Here is a 21,134-nt window from a genome sequence, read left to right as displayed (position 1 = left end):
GGCGTGTCAAGCCATCTAGCAGCGTCTCGTGAATACGGCGTGAGCGGCGCGCAGGTTTATTCCGGCGTGGGCTCTGCTTCGAGCCCCAGCTGACGCTCGACACACCCTTCTCCATGCTCAGGCGGCTGGCGATGGTCTCAAGCCTGGACTGGTCCTTCGGGTGTAGCTTGAGTGTCGCCGTCACCTCGATACGATTCGGGTCGTCCTCGTAGTCGCGGCTGGTCAGACTCTGGAACGACAGCGGCGCCGAGGACATCGAATTGGACAGTAATGCGCGGATATGGATTTCGTCGGCTTCGCGGCAGACCACCGTCAGGGAGTATTCCCGCACAAGGTCAGCGGCCGACACCGGAGCTGTATTGATTGCACGGCTGACTTCGCGCAGGACAGTGTTCGTGAGCAGCACGACAGCGGTTCCCGCGGCGGCAGGGCCAAAGTGTCCCGCGCCGCATAACACGCCGACGGCGGCTGAAACACCAGAGCGTGGCGGCCGTGTTGACGCCTTGTATCGAACCCTTGTCACGCATGATGACGCCGTCGCCGAGGAAGCCGACACCAGACACGACATAGGCGGCGATTTGCGTTACTCCGGTCGTTCCGTTTCCAGTCAGCACCCCTAGGGTGACGAACTGGCAGGCACCGCTGGCAACGAGCGTAATAGTACGCAATCCCGCTGTCCGTTGACGCATCTGCCGCTCAAGCCCAATGACCACCCCACACGCAAATGCAGCGAGCAGCCTTAAAGCAAAGTCCAGCGTCATGTTTGCCTGTTCGTTTCGTGTGGCGGGCGCGCCCCCAGCCTGTCAATCGTGTGGGAGCGGTATACGCAGTCGGGGCTCACCCGCAACCCATTGCCTGAGGGTGGCTGGCTTGTGCCCTGTAGAGTCCGCCGGCCGCGCGCCGTCTGGCCGCGTGTCCGGTGCCCTTAAGGCGCACCGTGCGTGAGAGGAGCGTTCGTATCCGGCACATGACGTCGACCTTCCGCGCTTGATGGCGTGGCCGTCGGGTAGCGGACAGGCGGGCACGGCGCGTGAGCGAAGAACGGGGACTCACGACCGCGCCGGTATCAGCTTTATTTCAGGAACGTCATCTGCACGACCTTCAGAACAACCAGCCCAACGGCCAGCAGCAGATAGGCGCGCAGCACGCCCATCCAGGCACGCTTCGCGAGCGTGAGGTTCGGAGCTGGCAGTTCGTCCAGCGGCGGCATGCGCCACGTATCACGCACGCCTGCCGGATACGCCTGTACTGCGCCGTCTGCCGTTTCACGACGAAGCCTGCGAATGACCACCGTTGCGGCGTAGCCGAAGACGGCGAGAAGCGTGCCGCCCGCAAGCGTTTCCAGAATCGTTTCACCCGTGATGTCCGGATAGACGACCGAGGCGGTCAGGATGATGGACAGGCGGACCTCAGGTCGACGAATTCGGCAAGTTCATTTACAACGCCACCCCGGTAGCATCACCGGCATTCCTGGGATTACCGTACCGGCTGGGCAAACTACATCAGGTCTCCGGGTGGGCCTGGCGCTAGACGGGCCGGTGGGGAGTGGTAAAAGATTGCTCTCCATTGGTTTGGCCGTTGAGAAGTTGCTTGGCGTCTTGCCGGCGCCAAACGTCTGAAACGCCGTCCTCAGGACCGACCACGCCATTCCGCCGTGTGCGTTCGGAACGCTTTCGACGTGAAACGTTCGTCAATGCCGACGCAGCACACGAAAACCTCAGCGTCTTCATCTCCGGTGCTGATATGAACATTTCCTAGCGCGGTGCCGAAGTACCGCCGTCGCCGAGTAATTAAAAATAGCGACGCTTCCCTTGTGCAAGGCTCAAGAGAGAGGCAAATTGCCAGTTGCAAACCCACGGTAAGGGTTTGTACTGGTTTCGTCTCCTCCATGTTTAAACCGACCTGGATTCAAGCCTGCGTTCGCGCGGGCTTTTCTTTTTCGGTTTTCGTTTGTCGAGGCCCTGACGTCAGCGTTGCGTTTCACGCCGCCATGCAGGCTTCAATTTCGCCGTCAGGCCCCAAGCTTCTCGTTGGCGTTACGGCTTGCAGGCGAGTTGTATCCGGCTTGCTCGCCGGACGTACAGGCTGACCAGGCCGAGGCCCAAGCCTGTTTGCAGCGGTTCAATGTAAACATCGACATGTCGCTTGCCGAGCGATAGCACCTGTTGAAGGACCGGTTCGCCAATGTCGGCGCGGACTCGATTCGACGACTACACGCGCGAGTGCCTGGCCATCGAGGTTGATACTTCGCTGCCGGGCTTACGAGTACAGCAAGTGCGCCATACCAGCGAACTCCGACCCGTTGTCGAGCACTGGTTCGTCTCAATGCGCCACGCCAAGCGGCTGATTGAGCAATGGCGTATCGAGTACAACACGAGCGGCCTCATAGTTCACTCAGTTACCTGACGCCGGTCCAGTTCGCCCGGGCGCACGATGCAAAGCAGCAGTTTTTAACCTCGGACTCTAACTGCAGTTCGGACTAAAGCCGGGGGCAGGTCAACTCAGAGTAATGACGGAGACGCTACTCGATACCCAACTCGCGTTGAATCTTCGTGTCGACCTTCAGGTAACGGAAAACCTCCACGGACTCTTTGATGTCGTCGGTCACGAGTCTAAACCATTTTTCGCGGTCTCTGAACCACGCTTCCTTTTCATCGAGCGAGCAACTCTGTAGATTCTCTAGGCCAGGTGCAAGCTCATGAAGCACAGTAACCATCAAAGTATTCAATGTAATCGCGGCGTTCACCGCATCGAATCTACCCAGTTCATCCCATGCTAGGTCAATATAAGCTCGCAAACTCTCCGGGTTTTTATGGCCGGTGATGGACGCAACCTTCGCGAGAATAGTCGAGTAGTCACTGTCGTTCATTGCGTGAATAACCACATCGGAGCGCGAGCTGACGAATTCCTTTAGATGAATCGCCACCAACGTGGTGATGGCGCGATGTCGAAACATGCTCATGCACGTGCGCTCAGCAATTCCAGCCTGCAATCTGAGGCGACGAAATCCTTGAGTTAGCGCCTCTTTAGTCATGGGGAGCCCCGAGACGTTGATGAAAAACGCGTCTCCCGGTTCTGGACTTCCTCTTATCCGCAAGTAATCTAGATAATCTCCACGAGCCTTGATATATAAACGTAACCGAATCACTAGGTTCATTATTATGGGAATCTTGCGCGTAGCCCCTGGTTCCCGCTTCTTCGTCGACAGCACTATGCATTTTTGATAGGTCAGAGATTCAAGGTTGTCACTTAGTCTCATCTCCTCTAGCTCAGCTGGACGGCATCCAACGACCGAGAGAACGGTAAGTATGGCCTCCCAAGTTTTTCGTTGAAACTCTAGGTGTGCTTTTAGATGCTCCTCGTCTCTGAATATTCTCGCATATCTTGGATGGGTGTTTTTGTGGAAACTTCGTTCAACCACCACGTTGAATAATTTTCCAATGCTTTCCTTCGGCATTGGTTTCTTGAGTTGGCGAGAAGAGGGGTTCGGGTTTTTTTTGAAATGGAAACTGCTGTGAATAATATTTCGCTTATCTGTGACTGTTCTTAAAATAAGTTCTATCTGATGAGGTCTATTCGCCAGGTCAACAATTCTCCGGTGAGGAAGTAAGTAGTCTTGTAGCCACATAAGAAAGCGCACGCAGGAATCCGATATTTCGATAACCTGATTAGCCTCGCGAGGTTTTTTCCCGTCCCTAGTTCTTTCTTTCACCAGGTCGAAGATGAACTGTGAGAAATCATTGGTTTTCAACTCCCAAAAATTGACCCTATGGTTGTGACAGTAACGAACAAGATGGGATAGCTTTACGGCTTCTTGTCGTATCGAACCGCCGCGATGGTCAAGTCGTGAACCGGTTTCCTTGAGCCACAGCATATACAGTTCCAGTTCTATACATGGGAAACCACCAGGCCATTGCATGAACACCATTGCCGGCATCGTTTCCATATTGGAAGGCGCGTAAATTCCAGTCTCGTTGTCGTAATAAGGCTCGACAGGAATCTCCACATCCCGTATAACTGTGAAAAGCTGAGTTTCAGTGATTTCGGTATGGGTGGGGGCGTTTGATTGTATTCGATTAATCATTTCTGACGTCCGCTTCGCCGATTTGCCTTCGGATGTCAAATCTTGCTTCGTGTTCGCGAAGCTTTTCTGTTATTTCTGGAGAATTTCCTTGAAACCCGCGCAATGTCTTGACGGCATCGAAGTATGCACTGATTAATACCGCGCGCCCTCGCAAAAGATTTTGATTCATTTCCCTCAACTCTTGAATTTCGAAGCGCAGACTATTAACTTGCCTTCCTAGGCTGCGTTTCACCTTTCTGTTTGCTTGGAGGGTTGGGAGGGAACTAGCATACACTTCCCGACGCAACTGATTAAAACTTTCCCATCCACCCTTCTCGACTGCAATCTCTGCTGCTAACTTAAATGTATTTAAGGCTAGAGGAAATATTTGCGCATCTCTGCATTCAAACTTCGCTAGCCTTTCTTGAGTTGCACATGCTTCCCGTAGACCGGGGGCGGATGAGAAATCAGGAGAATTTCGAACTCCAAGCATCTGAGTCCAAAGATTTCGGAGACTGTTGACGGCCCTTGGGGATGGCCGATGCTTCCTCTCACTAGCATTGGTTGCCATAGACTACCTCTCCATTAAAGTGCACTATTTCGCTCTTGTGAATCGAACCTTAAGAGCAATGGTATGTTTGCCAGTCTTGGTTACTATATCTACAACATCAATTACGTAGCTTCCCTCTGACAAGGTTAGGTCCAAATAATCCTTGAGGTCCTTATGAGAAATCTCGCTTACTTCTCGTACTTTAAAGTGTCCACATACCCGTCGATAGAGAGCGCTTATGTTTTGCACATCGTACGTGTCACGCTTATGCGAGACGCCGAAGTCCCATAGAGTCTCGGCCAGATAGTCAGCTTCAAGCTCGGAAATTTCCTCGCCAGGGAAGTTCGCCTTGATATAGGCGAGGATATGGTTAATGTCGGTATGGCCAGCCAGCATACGTGCCGTGTCTAGCGCAGCGTACTTAAAGGACCAAATCAGTGTCAAAAGAAATGATTTGCGATTTTCGTGAATACGTGGATACCATCTCCGTCCGTATTCGTCTGTTGGTAGGTCGACGTAGTCGGCGAATTGGTCAAGCGCGAAGTTGAAATCGTGTTTTTCTCTGACCTTCATTGACGGAATCGTTTTATTCATGAATTGAGGCAGATAAAACAAATATCTTTCAAAACTGTCGCGATAGTTCGAAACGAATGAACGAGACTTTTCGCCTAGGTCGCCGAGTAGACCTATCGCAAGTGCCACTGCCCGTGGAACGGGAACGGTCATTGAGCCGTATTGGTCGCGCTCTACATTTTTGCCACGACGCTTCCCAAGCCAGAATCCATCGCCATCCTTGAAGGAAAGGCAGGCTCTTTCGAGATGCGCGATTTCTGTCACTCGAGATGGCGCGAGGTTCGTGATTAAATACGTAGCAGCACCGACCAAGACGTTCATCGCTTCGGAAAACGAAAATCTATTATTGCGAGGAATTCCAGGGCCTGTGTTTATTTGCCAACCCGTTAGCCCAAGTGGAATCAGCTTCGTAGGCAAGTTTGCAAAAAACCAACTTTCTCTCAATTTACATTTGTGCTCACTATCGGTGCGATTTGAGTTGCTCAACCACCCTTCAGCTTTGAAATGAAGCATTGATTTAACGTAAAAATCCACGAACACTTGACCGTAGCTAACAACCCATCGCAACGACTCGTTAAGGTATTCCATTGAGGTTTCGAGTGGCATCCACGGAGTGTGTCCGTTGGGATGCGCCAGAATGTAGAGCGACCCCAGCCCGGATTTTTCATTCGAGCTCAGAAAGGAGGGAATACTTAGGGGAATCTCATTGCTGACTCGCTGCAGCCCCACTATGACAGACACCATCGTTGCTATCTGCGAATGGCCGGCCGTCCGCTTAATTGATTCATCGATTAATGGGGTTCGGTGCGAAATACATTTGCAAAACAGGTCTGCGGTTCTCACAGCCAATTTTGGGAACTTAGCGGAATAATCTGGCTCGAATTGACGGAAAAATGTGGTCGCTTTGGCACTAGTGAACATGGTTAAATCGGTCTGTAAGAGCTCGCATAACTTATTGCGGTTGACATATCGCAGACCACGCGTCGGACCCCGGCCACGAGTTACACGATAGAAGTCATTTTCCGAAAGCCGTGCCGTTACTTCGGTGACTAGATAAGGCGGTAGATGGAAAGAAGCGTCCGCTGAGGTGGTATCGCTTTTCCATCTAAGAAAGCCGTCTGGAGCGAGACGCTTAAGAAAGCGGTTTGCGTAGTCACCTGTAGCAAACAGGCCGCCAGAAATATATTTCTTCGCAAACAAAAGTACGGCCCTTTCATCCAGCAGTTGCAGGCCAGAGGTTGTTGGCCTAAATTTTTGAGAATCACGGAACACCCACTGTGTGAGTGCCTTGAGTACGCTTACGTATGAAATAAATGTGAAGCTTGAGCGAATGTCGCACGCTTCTTCACGTAAAAGAAACGCTAGTTTTTGAACTGTTTCTAAATAAAGCCGGTTCTGTATATCATTGAGACAGGACCCGTCCGGCAGTCGGTCGGTCCAGTTAATTACCAACGCATTTACCCATTCCCCATCGACCAAGGTTGTTCCCTTCTTTCTTATAAGCCATTTAGTCGCTGTGATGGAGCTCAGCAGCCATGTTGCCTTCCAACTCCTAGTGACATTCGTACGCCTGTCACGCACTTCGCTGAGAATGTTCTCTATTATTTCGGCGCGGCTTGTCATCTTCTGCCCTTAGAGTTCTATGCTGGCATCGCCCATAGGGCGGATGGTCACGATGGACCCGTTCCGCAGTTCGGTTGCTAGATGGGGCACTAACTTTTCGGCCTCCCAATGTGCCGCGCGAAGAGCGGGGTCCTGATGTTCAGGAAGCTTTGTGGTGAGCAAGTCTGCCAAGTCGACCAACGTTGCGTTCGGTATGACCTGAGAACCCGGAGCGAACGTCTCGGAATCAAAGATTCCTTTGGCATAGTGATGGTCGCGAAACGTATACAGAATTGACAGCCGCTGGGCATCAATTGGAACAAGCAAGCTACTCGGTAACGTCGCGTCAGCAAATTCCGAATCATTTTCCTCAGGGTGCGCAAAGCGCTCGTGCAGCATTCTGGCAAGTTGACTGCTGGAGTGCGCATGCTGATGCAGCATGTCCTCGATGAAACGCTTCATATCATCGAGAGATGAGAAGTCGGTGCTGGCGAGTAGATATTCCTCCTTGCTCGCTGCGACGAGAATGGTAAGGTTTTGGAAGCGTCGCGTGAGCCGCGCATTCCAAGCCGCGACTAAGGCTGGAGGTATGTAATTTCTGAGAACAACCTTAGTGGTGTTTCCGATTTTGCGGGCTGCCTGTGATACGGAGCCTGTCCGCAGCCATTCGAGAACGGCAGTCGACCTCCGAAGTCGCATGGGAGATATGTTTTTTGGTATTACGCCAGCTGCAATAGAGCGCGGCATGAAGTAGCGGGTGTTCCTAGCATCAAATGCGTACAACGACGCGTAGTGACATGGTCGCGGTCCAAGCTCGTCATGATAGAAAAACAGTCTGTTTTTGAGCGGATGGTCGTGGGCCAGTGCCGTTCGCGGCACGTTGGTCATCTTCAGCAGGAGGTTTATGGCGAACACGCTTTCGGCGTCGAGCGAGCTTTTTTTGAGTGCGGGAATTCGCTTTTTATCTACCTCGAACGATTCACCACCTATCGTTAGTGAAAACCTAGAGCGACCACGTTTGTCCTTTATTTCTGCGTCGAACAGAGGAACTGGATTGAAGACAGGGTTTCGAAGCGTTATGTAAAGGTGAAAAATCGCTAAGTCTGCAGGAGTTAAATACCCCATCAACCATTGAAACCTGCGAACGAAAGGAAATTCAGGGGTAGGCCCGGCTGGCACTGTAACTGGAAAAATCACAGAGTTCCAGTTTGGTAACATACTGTCGCTGTCAAATGTTTCGCCGATGTTGTATTGCCAATCTTTTTCTGCAGTTCTACGAAATCGCTTACTTCCGTCATCACCTACCCAATCTCCGACATCCCTCACCGCAACATTCTTGATGTCTGCAGTCCTACTGTTTGCTTTCTTTATAAATTCGCTTGTCTCGTAAAGTCGAAGTATTCTCGCTAGAGACTCCTCTGTTTCACAAATCACGGTGTTGGGCTCCAGTACCTTTCTCATTACGTGGTAGCCAGAGCCCCGGGTAGTCGACTGATTTGTGTAACTCGCTCTAAGTTTTTGAGCATCGGCTACGCTGCACAAACTGGCTAGCCGCCGGCCGCATTCAGAATGCGCAGCAATCGAATCAAGATAATTTCGCGCGTCCGTCTCCAGAGCGGAGCGTGCTCGTGTCAGCGAATTGCGATACCCCTCTAGGTACTCTGGGTCTGTTCGACTGGTGTCCAGGTTCAGTAATTGGGCGCACACTTTACGCACATTTTCATTCCCTGAGACTTCGCGCCACGTGCCATCAATTACCGTATCGTGCCTAACGCCTTGTTTCCGTGTTACCCGAAAGCTCTTTCGCGGAGGAATCTGGACTCGAACAGGAATTAAACCTGCGATGGAACGTAAGTGCTCGAAGATTGGCTTGATTTTGTTTGTCCAATCATCGGTAAGCGTACGAACGGTGTAGTCATCCTGCAGAAAGTGATACTCAAAAGTGTCGTCGACCAGCTTTTGCCATTCTGACCATTCCCGTGGAAGTCGCTCGATTTTCAGAGCGCGAAAGTACGTTCCGACCTTACTGAGAGTGGTGAGCTCTTGGCGATGCACGGAATAGCTCTCACTGAAGAAAACCTTTTGCTCCAGAGCGTCAAGCAAAACCTTGGTTTCGGAACGGTCCGTAAAGAAATGGCCAAGGTATGTGGTGTGAGGCAGCCCTGACGATTCAACCCAGGCTCCGTAAAATTCACCGTCGTCACCTTGATAGAAGCCCATTGTCAATATTCGCCTGAGGTGAAGTCTCTCCGACTAGCCAGTTAAGCGAGATGACGACCACATTGTGAGAGCGACACACTCTTCGACAACGGAGCTTCGTCTCCAGCTCTGTTGCGGCGCCTCGATACGAAACGACCGGTTGGTGAGATTGCAAATTGCATCGGTTCGGCGAGCGAGTAAGTCCTGAATGAACGGCTGGCGCATGGTTAGCCCAGAGCCGCATCTCCGGCTCCAAGTCGGAAAAGTCGTGTCCGTGTGTCGACGGCTAGGTTTCCAAGGAAACATCTCGAGCCTCATTTAGACAGGTGGCGTTTACTTTTGCCGTTTGTGGTTGCGGAAAATCCTCGGCGAAAATATTTGTCTATTAAAACGGTGGCGCGATGTAAAAAGTAAATAGGCGGGCGAGATACTTTTTGTGCCTCTGTTCTCCGGCAACATCATGGTCACGTCAGGCGCCATCAAGGCGTCCCTAAGCTCGAGGCATCCTGCCACTGTCCAGTTGGTTTCGTATGGTGAAATCGTCAATTTGTGCCGCCGGATTTACGAGCGCATAGTCCCGTCAGGCTTCAGATTAGGAGGTTTTGACGAAAATGGTAGTACAGAAAATTTCCTTCTGTTCGGCGGCAGCCTGCTGCGCTGGATCGACGAAGAAGCCGCGATCTACGCGATCTCGCAACTCGGCAATCAGCGCGTCGTCACCAAGTTCATGTCGGAAATCAACTTCGTGAGCTCGGCGCGTCAGGGCGACATCATCGAACTGGGGATCACCGCGACGCATTTCGGCCGCACGTCGATCACGCTGCGCGCGGAAGTGCGCAACAAGATCACTCGCAAGAGCATTCTGACCGTCGAGAAGATGGTGTTCGTGAATCTGAGCGAGCAGGGCGAGCCCGCGCCGCACGGCCGCACGCAGATTCGCTACGCCGATGAACTGTTCGAGGCGTATCGCCGCGATCAGGGCGCGGTCGAAGCGCCGAAGATGTCGGGCGATGATCTGGTCGAGGAAGAGGCTGAAGAAGCCGCACACTAAACCAAAACGGGCGCTCACGCGCCCGTTTCCCTTCCAGACCGACCCCGAACCCGCTTACTTCGCCGCAGGATCCTCATATTGCGGCAAGCCCTGTCCCTCGCTCGAACTCGGCGACGGCTTGCTCTTAGGCGCATTCTCTTCCGGCGCGGGCGATTTCCCGCCGACACCGCCCGCAGGCGACGCCGCCGCGCCGGGATCCACATACGTCGGCAGGCCTTGCTCTTTGCTGCCGCCACCCGTCGCGCCCGGCGCGCTCGCGCCATCCGGTTCCGCCGCGTTATCGTCGCCGTAATCGGGGAGCGAGGCCGCGCCGCCGCCTGTCAGCAAGTATTGACGCCGCTGCGTGTACGCGTCGCGCACGAACGCGTATTTGTCCAGCGCGGCCGCCGAAAGCAGATCGGTCGCGCCGATCAGATCCGCGCGCGCGCTCACGAAGTTCACGACGAACAACGGCCAGCGAATATCCGGATCCGAGTAACTCAGCGGATTCACACGCCAGTCGACCAGCCACGTCGTCGAATCGCGGACCGAGCTCGGGCCGAGCAGCGGCAGCACCAGATACGGCCCCGACGGCATGCCGTAATGCCCGAGCGTCAGGCCGAAGTCCTGATGATGCTTCGGCAAGCCGGCCGGCGAGGCGATATCGATCAGGCCGCCGATGCCGAACACCGAGTTCATCGCGATACGCATCAGATCCTGCGTCGCGTCGGTGATCTTCAGTTGCAGCAGGTTGTTCGCGAAGTTGGAGAAATCGCCGAGATTCGAGAAGAAATTGCTGACCGCGGTGCGAAACGGACTCGGCGTGTAATCGACGTAGAACTGCGCGACAGGCTTCGCGACGTAGGTATCGAGCGTGTCGTTGAACGTGAAGATCTTGCGGTTCATCGGCTCGAGCGGGTCTTTCGGATTGCGGTCCGGGCCGGTCGCGCATCCCGCGGTGGCGAGCGCGCCCGCGATCACCACACTCATTCCCAAGCTACGCACTGCACGAGCGGACAGCGCCGCCGATCCCAACTTCATTCTTCAATTCCTCGTAAGTTGTCATGTCGTTGCGCCGCCCGCAGCTTCGCCCGGTCCGCCGCGCGCACCCTGCGCGGCTTGCCCATCAGAACGGGCTGGAACACCACGGCGCCGATCAGCGTGCAAAAGAGCGACAGCGCCAGAAGCCGGCCCATGCTGGACGTGCCGGGATGATGCGAGAACCACAGGCTGCCGAACGCGGTCGCGGTCGTGGCCGCACTGAACATAACGGCATGCGTGAGGCTCGACTGTAGCAAGCGCGTCTGGCCGGAACGCCACGCCATCACGAAATAGATCTTGAACGCGACGCCGACGCCCAGCATGAGCGGCAACGCGATGATGTTCGCGAAGTTGAGCGGCATCCGGAAGACGACGCACAGTTCGAGCGTGACGATCGCGGAAACGAGCAAAGGTACCAAAGTTCTCAGAACGTCGCCAAAACGGCGCAGCGCGAGCCACAGCAGCACCGCGATCGCGATGAGCGAATAGAGCGCGGCCTGTTCGAACGCCTTGATGATGGTCTCGGCCGAATGACGCACGGAGATCGGCCCGCCGATCGCATTGGGCTCGGCTTTCTGCACGGCGTCGGCGAAGCGGGCGAGCAGGTTGTCGTCGTTGGGATCGACGCCGGGCGGAATCTTCGGCGATACATCGACGAGCGCCTGACCCTGCGGCGTCACGAACGACGCGACCATCTGCGGCGGCAGCGTCGCGCGCGTGATTTCGCCCGGCGTGAGCAGCGCGCGCAATTGCGCGAGCGCGATTCGCAGCGGCGCGGCCATCGCGTGCTCGGCGCGCTCGCGCGTGGCGGCGTCGGCCTGCGCCAGCTTCGCGAGCGTCTGCGACAGATGTTTGGCTTCCTTGTCGCCGGGGCCGGGATGTTCGTCGGCGGCGAGCGAGAGCTGGTTCGACACGCGCCTGAGCGCCGCGACGCGCACTTCGTCCGTCACCGGCGACGCCGTCGGCTGATCGAGCGCGGGCAGCAGTTGATCGGCCGCCGCCTTGATGAGTTCGAGTTTCTTCGGCTGATCGGCGGGGATCAGCGAGGAGAGCGTCGTCGCGCGATCGACTTCCGGCAGCTTTTCGAGCTTCGCCGCGATGCGGTCCGCGTCCGCGAGCGAGGGCGCGAGCACGGCGACGTCGTTCACCGCGCCTTCCGGCGAATCGCGCAGCGAGGTGAGCGTCGCCATCGACTCGGTGTGCGGGTCTTTCAGATGCAGCGGATTGAAGTCGAAGCGCAGATCGAACAGCAGCGGCAGCGCGCCGATCACGACGACGAGCGTGCCGATCAGAACCGGCTTGCGATGCCTGTCGAGAAATTCATCGACGGGCGCGAGCATCGGAAAACCCGGCGAACGCGCTTCGCCCGGCGGTGCGAACACCTTGATGAGCGCGGGCAGCAGCGTCATGTTGGTCGCATACGCGACGAACATGCCGACGCCCGCGATCAGCCCGAGCTCCGACACGCCGCGATACGCGGTCGGCAAAAACGAGAAGAAGCTCGCGGCGGTCGCGGCGGCGGCGAGCGTGAGCGGCACGGCGACATGGCGCGCGGTTTCCGCGAGCGACACGTCGAGCCGCTTGTGCTTGTAGCGTTCCTCGCGATACTTCACGCCGAACTGAATGCCGAAGTCCACGCCGAGACCCACGAACAGCACCATGAACGCGACCGAGATCATGTTGAGCGCGTGAACCATCATGAGGCCGAGCGCGGTGGTGATCGCGAGCCCGACGAACAGCGTGATGAACACCGCGAGGATCATGCGCTTCGAGCGCAGCGCGACCCAGAGGATCATCAGCACGACGAGAAACGTGAGCACGCCGTTGAGCACGGCGCCGTCCTGCACGGACGCGAATTCCTCGTCGGCGAGCGGCTGTGCGCCGGTCAGATGCAGCGTCGCGCCATATTTTTGGTCGATGCCGATTTCGGATGCCTTCGCGCGAATCTCTTCCGATGTGCCCGCCGCCGCCTTTAGCGCATTGAAGTTCAGCTCCGGCAACACGGTGACGAACGCGCGGCCGGGTTTGTCGCCCTTGGATGCGTCCGCCAGATCGCGCCACGAGAACGCCGCCGGCTGATTCGCGAGCACGCGGTCCAGCACGGTGGCGCTCCTGCCGAGCAGGCCGGCCATCTGGCCGAGATTCACCTGCCCGAGCGTCAACGGCAGATTGAGCGTGGTGTTGAGCGTCTGCGCGAGGCCAGTGAGCGTCGGATCGTGCGCGAGCGTGTTGATCAGCGGGCGCGCCTGCACGAGCTGTTTCGTGACCTGCCCGACTTTCTCCGTCGGCAGATAGAGCAGGCCGTTGTGTTCGAAGAACGCGCCGCCCGCGGGCTGCGACACCGACTTGAAGCGTTCCGGCTCCTTTGCGAGCGCGGCGGCGAGTTCGTTCGCGGCGGCGTCGGCGAATTCCTGCGCGGGCGCTTCCACGACGATCAGCAGCGTCGCGCCGCGCTGCGGAAAGGCTTCGTCGATGGCCTTGCTGCGCGCCGCCCACTCGGGTTCGGTTTCGATCAGCTGGCTGACGTCGGTGCTGATGCGGAAATGATGGACGACATAAATCGTGGAGAGCACGCCGAGCACGAGCGAAACGGCGATAATCCACGCCGGTCGGCGAATGGCGAGCGTAACGAAGCGGGTAATGTTGGACGTCAGCATGAAGACGCTACCTGTGTGTCCTGTTATTTTTGCGCGTGCGAACGCGCGAGTTGCATGATGCCGACCGCCGGATTCCGAATCCTGTCCGCAAGACCACGCGGTGTGCCGCGCAAGTATAGCGGGCGCGCCGGAACACTCCGTGCTTGAACTGTTGCGGCGCTGCGGTGTCGGTATACTGACCCGCAGCCATGCGGCCGCCCTTGCAACCTCCGATGGCCGCATGATTCGCACAACCCGCGCCACCAAACCTGATCAGAGAACGGGTGCCATGAAACGCTATATTTCCGTTTGCTTCGCTTTCCTCCTCGCCTCGATGTTTTTCGCAGGCGAGGCACTCGCACAAACAAGTCCCGATGCCGTCGTGAAGAGCGCGGTCGAGGGCACCGTCACCGCGATGAAGGCCGACCCGCAGGCGCGCGGCGGCGACATGACGAAAATCACGCAGCTCGTCGAGACGCGCTTCTTGCCCGCCACCGATTTTCAGCGCACGACGCGCATCGCGGTCGGCAAGGCGTGGGCGAGCGCCACGCCCGAGCAGCAGAAGCAGCTTTACGACCAGTTCCAGACGCTGCTGGTGCGTACTTATGCGGCATCGCTCGCGCAGTTGCGCGATCAGGACGTGAAGTTCAAGTTCGACGCGCCCAACGTCGACGCCAACACGAAGGACGTGGTCGTCGAATCGCACGTCATCTCCACCGGCGGCGACAATCCCGTGCGCTACCGCCTGCAAAAGACGCCGCAGGGCTGGAAAATCTACGACATCGACATGATGGGCGCGTGGCTCATCCAGGTCTATCAGCAACAGTTCGCAGGTCAGTTGCAGAAAGGCGGCGTCGATGGCCTCATCAAGTTCCTGTCCGAGCACAACGCCCGTTCGGCGGGATGAGCCGGTTCAGGTTCGGCGGTGCTCCACCGCGAACTTGATCAGCTCGGCCTGACCGTCGATATCGAGTTTGCGCTTCAAATTCAGCCGGTGCGTTTCCACCGTGCGTACCGACAGCCCATGTTGCTGCGCGATCTGCTTGCTCGATAAGCCCTCGGCCAGCGCATCGAGGATTTCGAGCTCGCGCGGTGTCAGGCGTTCGAGCGGGGTCTGCATCGACTGTGCCTGAATCATGCGCGCGGCCAGCCCCGCGCTGAAGAAGGTCTTGCCGGCGAGCACCGCGTCGATCGCCTGGATGATCTCGGCGGCGGGCGAATCCTTCAGCACATAGCCGCTCGCGCCCGCGCGCACCGCCTGCTTCACATACTCCACGTTGTCGTGCATCGACAGCATCAGCACGCGGATGCCGGGAAAACGCTCATGAAAGAGCGTCGCCAGTTCGATGCCGCTCATGCCCGCCATGCCGACGTCCATCAACGCGAGATCGGGCGGGTTCGATTCGTCGGCGGCGAGCGCGAGCGCTTCCTTCGCATTGCCCGCCTCGCCGATCACGCGCAGATGCGGCACGGAATCGAGACGTGCGCGCAGGCCGTCGCGCACGAGCGGATGATCGTCGACGAGAATGATACGGACCGGTTCAGCGCTCATCGATATGTCCATGGAGGTTGGGCGCGGCGAGCGGCAACGGCACGCACGCGGTGATCGACGTGCGGCCGAGCTGCGAGCTGACCGCGAGCGTGCCGCCGAGCGTGTCGAGCCGCTCGCGCATGTTGCGCAGGCCGACGCCGCTCGCCGGATCGGTGATGGCGGTGTGCGCGTCGAAGCCGCGGCCGTTGTCGGTGACGTCGAGCGTGACGGCGTGCGTCGCGATATCCAGCGTGATCGCCGCGCGCGTCGCCTGCGCGTGCCGCGCGATGTTGGTCAGCGCTTCCTGCGCGATGCGAAACAGCACGGTGTTGACAGGGTCGGGCAGCGTCGCGCGCTGCGCCGCACAAGGCTTGCCGTCGGCCATCGATTCGAAGCGCACTTCGGTGCCGTCCTGGCCGTCGAGTTCGCGCGCGAGCTGACCGAGCGCGGCGGCGAGGCCGAGATCGTCGAGCATCGCGGGACGCAGCGCGTGCGAGATGCGGCGCACTTCGCGCAGCGTGCCGGACAGGCGTCCGAGGCTCGTCGCGAGCGCGGCTTCGGCGGTCGGCTCGCGCGCCGCGCCGCGTTCGAAACGCGCGAGCGCCGATTCGAGCAGCAGCTTCACCGAAACCAGCATCTGGCTGATGCCGTCGTGCAGTTCCCGCGACAGGCGCGCGCGCTCCTGCTCCTGCGAATCCACCACTTGCCGCGCGAGCAGTTTCAGTTTCGCGTCCGCGCTGCGATGCTCGCTGATGTTGAGCACCGCCGCGCATACCGCGATGATCGCGAGCCCGGCCAGCGCGATCGCGCCGATCCACATCAGCGTGCGCTCGATGTTGACTGCCGCCTGCGAATCGATGCGCGCGAGCGTCGTTTCGACATCCTCCAGATAGATGCCCGTGCCCATCATCCAGCCCCAGCGCGGCAGCGGCACGACGTAGCCGAGCTTCGGCGCGAGCAGTCCGGTGGATGGCCGCCGCCACACATAGCGCACGTAGCCGCCGCCTTGCGACGCCTGCCTGATGAGTTCCTGGATGGTCAGCGCGCCGTTCGGATCGCGCATCAGCCAGAGATCGCGCCCGACGAGATCGGGCTGGCGCGGATGCATCAGCGACGTGCCGCGCATCGTGTAGACGAAAAAGTAGCCGTCCTGGCCGAAATCGAGCCGATGCAGCGCGTCGAGCGCGAGGCGGCGGCGTTCGTCGTCGCTGCGCGGATCGTCGGCGGGGGCGTCGTAGTACGGCGCGATCGCGCTCTTGGCGATCTCGACGTAATGCCGCAGCTCGATCTCCTTGCTCGACATGTACGCGGCCTGCGTGGTGTCGTGCTGGGCCTGCGCGAGTGTTTCAGCCTGCTGGCGCACGCCGTAAGTGATCCCGCCGATCGCCAGCGCGAACGGCACGATCGCCAGCAGAAAGATCTTTGCCTTGAGATTCATCGGCTCATGAAGCGATTCTTGCTACGTGATTCTACGTAGTTCGGTTACGTAGTTGTGCGCTTGTAAGCGCTCGGGCGAAGGCGAATACTACCGCCCAATGCGTCGTCGCGGCGCATGAGACGGCACCAAGGGCTTACCCCAAGGGCAATAACATTCAAGGAGACGCCATGAATCGGGCTTCCGGATTCCTGGTCTGGATCGCGCTCGCGCTGCTGGGCGCGTTCGCATTCGGCACCATCGCACTCGCCCACGGCGAGAGTATCAGCGCACTGTGGATCGTCATCGCATCGGTCTGCGTCTATCTCATCGCTTACCGCTTCTATTCGCGCTTCATCGCGGGCAAGGTGCTGCAGCTCGACGGCCTGCGCATGACGCCGGCCGTGCGTCACAACGACGGCCTCGACTACGTGCCGACCAACAAGTACGTGCTGTTCGGCCATCACTTCGCGGCGATCGCCGGCGCGGGACCGCTCGTCGGCCCGGTGCTGGCCGCGCAGATGGGCTACACGCCCGGCATGCTGTGGATTCTCGGCGGCGTGGTGTTCGCGGGCGCGGTGCAGGATTTCGTCATCCTGTTCATCTCGACGCGCCGCGACGGCCGCTCGCTCGGCGATCTCATCAAGATGGAACTGGGCACCGTGCCCGGCGTGATCGCGCTGTTCGGCGCGTTCCTCATCATGGTGATCATTCTCGCGGTGCTCGCGCTGATCGTCGTGAAGGCGCTGACGAATTCGCCGTGGGGCACGTTCACCGTCGCGGCGACGATTCCGATCGCGCTCTTCATGGGCGTTTATACGCGTTACATCCGTCCGGGGCGCATCGGCGAGGTGTCGATCATCGGCTTCGTCGGCCTGATGCTCGCGATCGTCTACGGCGGCCAGGTCGCCGAGTCGGCGACGCTCGCGCCGTACTTCACGTTCACCGGCGTGCAGCTCGTGTGGATTCTGATCGGCTACGGGTTCGTCGCCTCGGTGCTGCCGGTGTGGCTGCTGCTCGCGCCGCGCGACTATCTTTCGACGTTCCTCAAGATCGGCACCATCCTCGGCCTCGCGATCGGCATTCTGATCGTCGCGCCCGAGCTCAAGATGCCGGCCTTCACGAAGTTCGTCGACGGCAGCGGGCCGGTCTGGTCGGGCAACCTGTTCCCGTTCCTCTTCATCACGATCGCGTGCGGCGCGGTGTCGGGCTTCCACGCGCTGATCTCGTCGGGTACCACGCCCAAGATGATCGACAACGAAGTCAATATGCGCTTCATCGGTTACGGCGCGATGCTGATGGAATCGTTCGTCGCGATGATGGCACTCGTCGCCGCCTGCGTGATCGAGCCGGGCGTGTACTTCGCGATGAACAGCCCCGCCGCGCTGCTCGGCTCGACGCCCGAAGCGGTCGCGCAGACCGTGACGGGCTGGGGCTTCGTGCTGACGCCGGACATGCTGACGTCGACGGCGAAAGCGGTCGGCGAGACGACCATCATCGCGCGGGCGGGCGGTGCGCCGACCCTCGCAGTCGGCATGGCGCACATCCTTCACCAGGTGATCGGCGGCCCGGCGATGATGGCGTTCTGGTATCACTTCGCGATTCTGTTCGAGGCGCTCTTCATCCTGACCGCCGTCGACGCGGGCACGCGCGCAGGCCGCTTCATGCTGCAGGATCTGCTCGGCACGTTCCATCCGGCGCTGCGCCGCACGGAGTCGCTGCCGGCCAATCTCGTCGCGACGGGTCTGTGTGTCGCCGCGTGGGGCTACTTCCTGTATCAGGGCGTGGTCGATCCGTTCGGCGGCATCAACACGCTGTGGCCGCTCTTCGGTATCTCGAACCAGATGCTCGCGGGCATCGCGCTGATGCTCGGCACCGTCGTGCTGTTCAAGATGAAGCGCGAGCGCTACGCATGGGTCACGCTCGTGCCGACGATCTGGCTGCTCATCTGCACGTTGACGGCCGGCTGGCAGAAGATTTTCGACGCAAGTCCGAAGGTCGGCTTCCTCGCGCACGCGGGCAAGCTGAAGGAAGCGTACGACGCGGGCAAGGTGATGGCGCCGGCGAAGTCGCTGGCGGAGATGCAGCGCATTATCTTCAACGATTACGTCGATGCGGCGCTTGCCGGGCTGTTCATTTTCGTCGTCGTGAGCATCGCGGTGTATGGCGTGCTGGCGGTGTTGCGCGCGCGTCGCGAAACCAAGCCGACGGTGCGCGAGACGCCGTTCGAAGCGATGCCCGCCGGCGCGAGCGCGGCGGTTCGTTCGGGACATTGAGTCTTTGCCGGAAAAAGGAGCAAGCGATGTTCAGCGATCTTCAGCAAGCAGGGCGGTATCTCGGCCAGGCGATGCGCCTGATGGTCGGGATGCCGGACTACGACGCGTACGTCACGCACATGCAGACGACGCATCCCGACAAGCCACCGATGAGCTACGCGGAGTTTTTTCGCGAGCGGCAGGAAGCGAGGTACGGATCGGGAGCGGGGAAGTGCTGCTGAGTTGAAGCGGTATAGCGGCAGGTGACAGGGACGCGACGGTGAGAGCCGTCGCGTTTTTTTATGGGCGCGCGGAAATGTCGGTTTTGCCTATTCCATCCGGACGAGGGTAAAATGACTACTTGAAAATGACTATGGGCGCTATCATGACTGTCAAGCGAGTTTCGAAATCGGAGTTCAAGGCTAAAGCGCTTGAATATTTTCGTCTCGTGGAATCGACAGGAGAACATATGATCGTGACAGACCATGGAAAGCCCGTGCTTGAAATCCGGCGCTACGAGGGTTCATCGCTGACGCCGCTGGAAGAACTGCGCGGAAGCGTGCTGTTTTGCGAAGACGCATTCGAGCCGCTCGGCGCGGAAGACTGGGAGGCGTATCGATGATCGTGCTGGACACGCACACGCTCCTATGGTGGATCGGCGGCGGGGCGCTCGGCAAGCAGGCGCGCGCTGCCATCGCGGAGGAATCGGGCGAGGACGGAGAGATCGTCGTTTCCGCCATGAGTGCGTGGGAAATTGCCTTGCTGGTGAGCAGAGGCAAGATACGACTGTCGATGGACGTCAGCGACTGGGTCGAACGGGTCGGTCGAATCGACGCCGTGCGATTCATGCCGGTGGACAGCAGCATCGCCATCCGATCGATCGAACTGCCCGGGGACTTTCACAATGATCCTGCGGATCGCGTGATCGTCGCTACGGCGCGGGCGCTATCGGCGCCCCTGGTGACAAGGGATCGTCTGATTCGCAAATACGAGCACGTCAGGACGATCTGGTAGCTGGAAAACAAAAAGGGCGGATGACCCTAAGCCATCCGCCCTTCGCATTCCTGTTTCGTCAACGCGCGCTCAATTCACCGCCGCCGCCGTCTTCGCGCCCTTGTTCTTCTGCATGCGGCCGATCTCTTCCAGCTTGATCTCCACGTGCTTCGAGAACACGAATTCGGCCGGACGCTGCTTGTCGATCGGCAGATCCTTCGCGAAGGCGCCCGTCGTGCGCGGACCCGAAAGCGCGATCCTCGCGGCCTTCAGCGGATGCGCCACCGTGTCCATCACGGCCGTTGCCTCGAAGCCGCAATGGACCATGCAGTCCGCGCACTTCTCATACTTGCCCGTGCCGTACTTGTCCCAGTCGGTGGTTTCCATCAGTTCCTTGAAGGTCTTTACGTAACCTTCGCCGACCAGATAGCAGGGCTTTTGCCAGCCGAACACGGTGCGCGCCGGGTTGCCCCACGGCGTGCACTGATAGGTCTGGTTGCCCGCCAGGAAGTCGAGGAACAGCGTCGACTGGCTGAACGACCAGTTCTTGCCGTTGTTGCCGCGCTTGAAGATTTCGCGGAACAGATTCTTCGTCTTGTCGCGGTTGAGAAAGTGCTGCTGGTCAGGCGCGCGCTCGTATGCATAGCCCGGCGAAACCGTGATGCCATCCACGCCGATGGGTCCGAGCGTGTCGAAGAACTTCGCCACGCGTTCGGGTTCTGCGTCGTTGAACAGCGTGCAGTTGATGTTCACGCGAAAGCCACGACGCTTCGCTTCCTTGATGGCCGCGACGGCCTTGTCGTAGGTGCCCGGCTGCGAAACCGAGTGATCGTGCGCCTCGCGGTCGCCGTCGAGGTGCACAGACCAGACGAAGTACGGGCTCGGCTCGTAGTCGTCCATCTTCTTTTCCATCAGCAGCGCGTTCGTGCAGAGATACACGAACTTCTTGCGCGCCATGATGCCCTTCACGATCTGCGGCATTTCCTTGTGCAACAGCGGCTCGCCGCCTGCGATCGAAACGACCGGCGCGCCGCATTCGTCAACCGCGCCGAGACATTCTTCCAGCGACAGGCGCTGGTTCAGGATCGGGTCCGGGTAATCGATCTTGCCGCAGCCGTTACACGCCAGATTGCAGCGGAACAGCGGTTCCAGCATCAGCGCGAGCGGGTAGCGCTTGTTGCCCGAGAAATGTTGTTTGAAGATATAGGCGCCAACGCGCGCCTTCTGGAGCATCGGGATAGACAATT

General features: G+C 58.6%; 15 protein-coding genes and 2 pseudogenes. 6 read left to right on the top strand and 11 right to left on the bottom strand.

Features of this window, described 5'->3' with window-relative positions:
* Nucleotides 1–70 precede the first annotated feature (70 nt).
* From BTHE68_RS19965 to BTHE68_RS19940, 6 genes and pseudogenes are all read right to left on the bottom strand, one after another.
* Nucleotides 71–761: pseudogene (locus BTHE68_RS19965) on the bottom strand (MgtC/SapB family protein); the annotation flags it as partial.
* A gap of 311 nt (nt 762–1,072) precedes the next feature.
* Nucleotides 1,073–1,408, bottom strand: a pseudogene (locus BTHE68_RS36885) (manganese transporter); the annotation flags it as partial.
* Nucleotides 1,409–2,521: 1,113 nt separating this feature from the next.
* On the bottom strand, nt 2,522–4,123 hold the full coding sequence (locus BTHE68_RS19955; RefSeq protein ID WP_162067959.1) for a site-specific integrase: 1,602 nt from the start codon (nt 4,121–4,123) through the stop codon (nt 2,522–2,524).
* The gene (locus BTHE68_RS19950) at nt 4,077–4,634 is read right to left on the bottom strand and encodes a hypothetical protein (protein ID WP_162067958.1); all 558 of its coding nucleotides are present in this window, start codon (nt 4,632–4,634) and stop codon (nt 4,077–4,079) included. Before BTHE68_RS19950 ends, BTHE68_RS19955 begins: the two co-directional genes overlap by 47 nt.
* 24 nt (nt 4,635–4,658) lie before the next feature.
* A complete protein-coding gene (locus tag BTHE68_RS19945; RefSeq protein WP_162067957.1) occupies nt 4,659–6,809 on the bottom strand; it encodes a hypothetical protein in 2,151 nt (716 codons plus the stop codon).
* A 9-nt stretch (nt 6,810–6,818) separates the two neighbouring features.
* Nucleotides 6,819–9,008, bottom strand: coding sequence for a hypothetical protein (locus BTHE68_RS19940; protein WP_162067956.1), 2,190 nt, complete (start codon nt 9,006–9,008; stop codon nt 6,819–6,821).
* Nucleotides 9,009–9,558: 550 nt separating this feature from the next.
* Here BTHE68_RS19940 and BTHE68_RS19935 point away from each other — a divergent pair.
* Nucleotides 9,559–10,038 (top strand): acyl-CoA thioesterase, encoded by a 480-nt coding sequence (locus tag BTHE68_RS19935; protein WP_502710594.1) that lies wholly within the window; start codon nt 9,559–9,561, stop codon nt 10,036–10,038.
* Between the two features lie 54 nt (nt 10,039–10,092).
* On the opposite strand, the gene BTHE68_RS19930 is transcribed toward BTHE68_RS19935, so the two are convergent.
* Nucleotides 10,093–11,007, bottom strand: a complete 915-nt coding sequence (locus BTHE68_RS19930; RefSeq protein ID WP_232077972.1) for an MlaA family lipoprotein — start codon at nt 11,005–11,007, stop codon at nt 10,093–10,095.
* A gap of 47 nt (nt 11,008–11,054) precedes the next feature.
* Entirely contained in the window at nt 11,055–13,715 is a 2,661-nt protein-coding gene (gene hpnN, locus BTHE68_RS19925; protein ID WP_162067954.1) for a hopanoid transporter HpnN, read from the bottom strand.
* Nucleotides 13,716–13,983: 268 nt separating this feature from the next.
* On the opposite strand from hpnN, the gene BTHE68_RS19920 reads away from it, so the two are divergent.
* The gene (locus BTHE68_RS19920; RefSeq protein ID WP_162067953.1) at nt 13,984–14,601 is read left to right on the top strand and encodes an MlaC/ttg2D family ABC transporter substrate-binding protein; all 618 of its coding nucleotides are present in this window, start codon (nt 13,984–13,986) and stop codon (nt 14,599–14,601) included.
* A gap of 6 nt (nt 14,602–14,607) precedes the next feature.
* Here BTHE68_RS19920 and BTHE68_RS19915 read toward each other — a convergent pair whose 3' ends face one another.
* Nucleotides 14,608–15,246 (bottom strand): response regulator, encoded by a 639-nt coding sequence (locus tag BTHE68_RS19915; RefSeq protein ID WP_061175029.1) that lies wholly within the window; start codon nt 15,244–15,246, stop codon nt 14,608–14,610.
* Nucleotides 15,236–16,663 carry a cache domain-containing protein gene (locus tag BTHE68_RS19910; protein WP_162067952.1) on the bottom strand — a complete coding sequence of 476 codons (1,428 nt, stop codon included), beginning with the start codon at nt 16,661–16,663 and terminating at the stop codon, nt 15,236–15,238. Before BTHE68_RS19910 ends, BTHE68_RS19915 begins: the two co-directional genes overlap by 11 nt.
* Nucleotides 16,664–16,830: 167 nt before the next feature.
* Between BTHE68_RS19910 and BTHE68_RS19905 the strand changes: the two genes are divergently transcribed.
* The 4 genes from BTHE68_RS19905 (at nt 16,831) to BTHE68_RS19890 (ending at nt 19,908) form a co-directional block, all read left to right on the top strand.
* Nucleotides 16,831–18,915, top strand: coding sequence for a carbon starvation CstA family protein (locus BTHE68_RS19905; RefSeq protein WP_162067951.1), 2,085 nt, complete (start codon nt 16,831–16,833; stop codon nt 18,913–18,915).
* 26 nt (nt 18,916–18,941) lie between these two features.
* Nucleotides 18,942–19,136: a YbdD/YjiX family protein gene (locus BTHE68_RS19900; protein WP_162067950.1), complete on the top strand. Its 195-nt coding sequence runs from the start codon at nt 18,942–18,944 to the stop codon at nt 19,134–19,136.
* Nucleotides 19,137–19,276: 140 nt separating this feature from the next.
* Nucleotides 19,277–19,516, top strand: coding sequence for a type II toxin-antitoxin system Phd/YefM family antitoxin (locus BTHE68_RS19895; RefSeq protein WP_502710593.1), 240 nt, complete (start codon nt 19,277–19,279; stop codon nt 19,514–19,516).
* The gene (locus tag BTHE68_RS19890) at nt 19,513–19,908 is read left to right on the top strand and encodes a type II toxin-antitoxin system VapC family toxin (protein WP_162067949.1); all 396 of its coding nucleotides are present in this window, start codon (nt 19,513–19,515) and stop codon (nt 19,906–19,908) included. Before BTHE68_RS19895 ends, BTHE68_RS19890 begins: the two co-directional genes overlap by 4 nt.
* A 69-nt stretch (nt 19,909–19,977) precedes the next feature.
* On the opposite strand, the gene hpnH is transcribed toward BTHE68_RS19890, so the two are convergent.
* On the bottom strand, nt 19,978–21,132 hold the full coding sequence (gene hpnH, locus BTHE68_RS19885; RefSeq protein WP_162067948.1) for an adenosyl-hopene transferase HpnH: 1,155 nt from the start codon (nt 21,130–21,132) through the stop codon (nt 19,978–19,980).
* Nucleotides 21,133–21,134: the final 2 nt, after the last annotated feature.

The sequence above is a fragment of the Burkholderia sp. THE68 genome, from assembly GCF_009938265.1.
Taxonomy (GTDB): Bacteria; Pseudomonadota; Gammaproteobacteria; order Burkholderiales; family Burkholderiaceae; genus Caballeronia.
The sequence above is the reverse complement of the archived record's forward strand: the minus strand, read 5'-3'. Positions and strand labels throughout refer to the sequence as shown.

Bases quoted from the DNA above. Each gene is read 5' to 3' on its own strand.
- hpnN (WP_162067954.1), bottom strand. From the start codon at position 13,715: ATGCTGACGTCCAACATTACCCGCTTCGTTACGCTCGCCATTCGCCGA.
- BTHE68_RS19905 (WP_162067951.1), top strand. From the start codon at position 16,831: ATGAATCGGGCTTCCGGATTCCTGGTCTGGATCGCGCTCGCGCTGCTG.
- BTHE68_RS19910 (WP_162067952.1), bottom strand. From the start codon at position 16,663: ATGAATCTCAAGGCAAAGATCTTTCTGCTGGCGATCGTGCCGTTCGCG.
- BTHE68_RS19940 (WP_162067956.1), bottom strand. From the start codon at position 9,008: ATGGGCTTCTATCAAGGTGACGACGGTGAATTTTACGGAGCCTGGGTT.
- BTHE68_RS19900 (WP_162067950.1), top strand. From the start codon at position 18,942: ATGTTCAGCGATCTTCAGCAAGCAGGGCGGTATCTCGGCCAGGCGATG.
- BTHE68_RS19890 (WP_162067949.1), top strand. From the start codon at position 19,513: ATGATCGTGCTGGACACGCACACGCTCCTATGGTGGATCGGCGGCGGG.
- BTHE68_RS19950 (WP_162067958.1), bottom strand. From the start codon at position 4,634: ATGGCAACCAATGCTAGTGAGAGGAAGCATCGGCCATCCCCAAGGGCC.
- BTHE68_RS19930 (WP_232077972.1), bottom strand. From the start codon at position 11,007: ATGAGTGTGGTGATCGCGGGCGCGCTCGCCACCGCGGGATGCGCGACC.
- BTHE68_RS19915 (WP_061175029.1), bottom strand. From the start codon at position 15,246: ATGAGCGCTGAACCGGTCCGTATCATTCTCGTCGACGATCATCCGCTC.
- BTHE68_RS19920 (WP_162067953.1), top strand. From the start codon at position 13,984: ATGAAACGCTATATTTCCGTTTGCTTCGCTTTCCTCCTCGCCTCGATG.
- BTHE68_RS19945 (WP_162067957.1), bottom strand. From the start codon at position 6,809: ATGACAAGCCGCGCCGAAATAATAGAGAACATTCTCAGCGAAGTGCGT.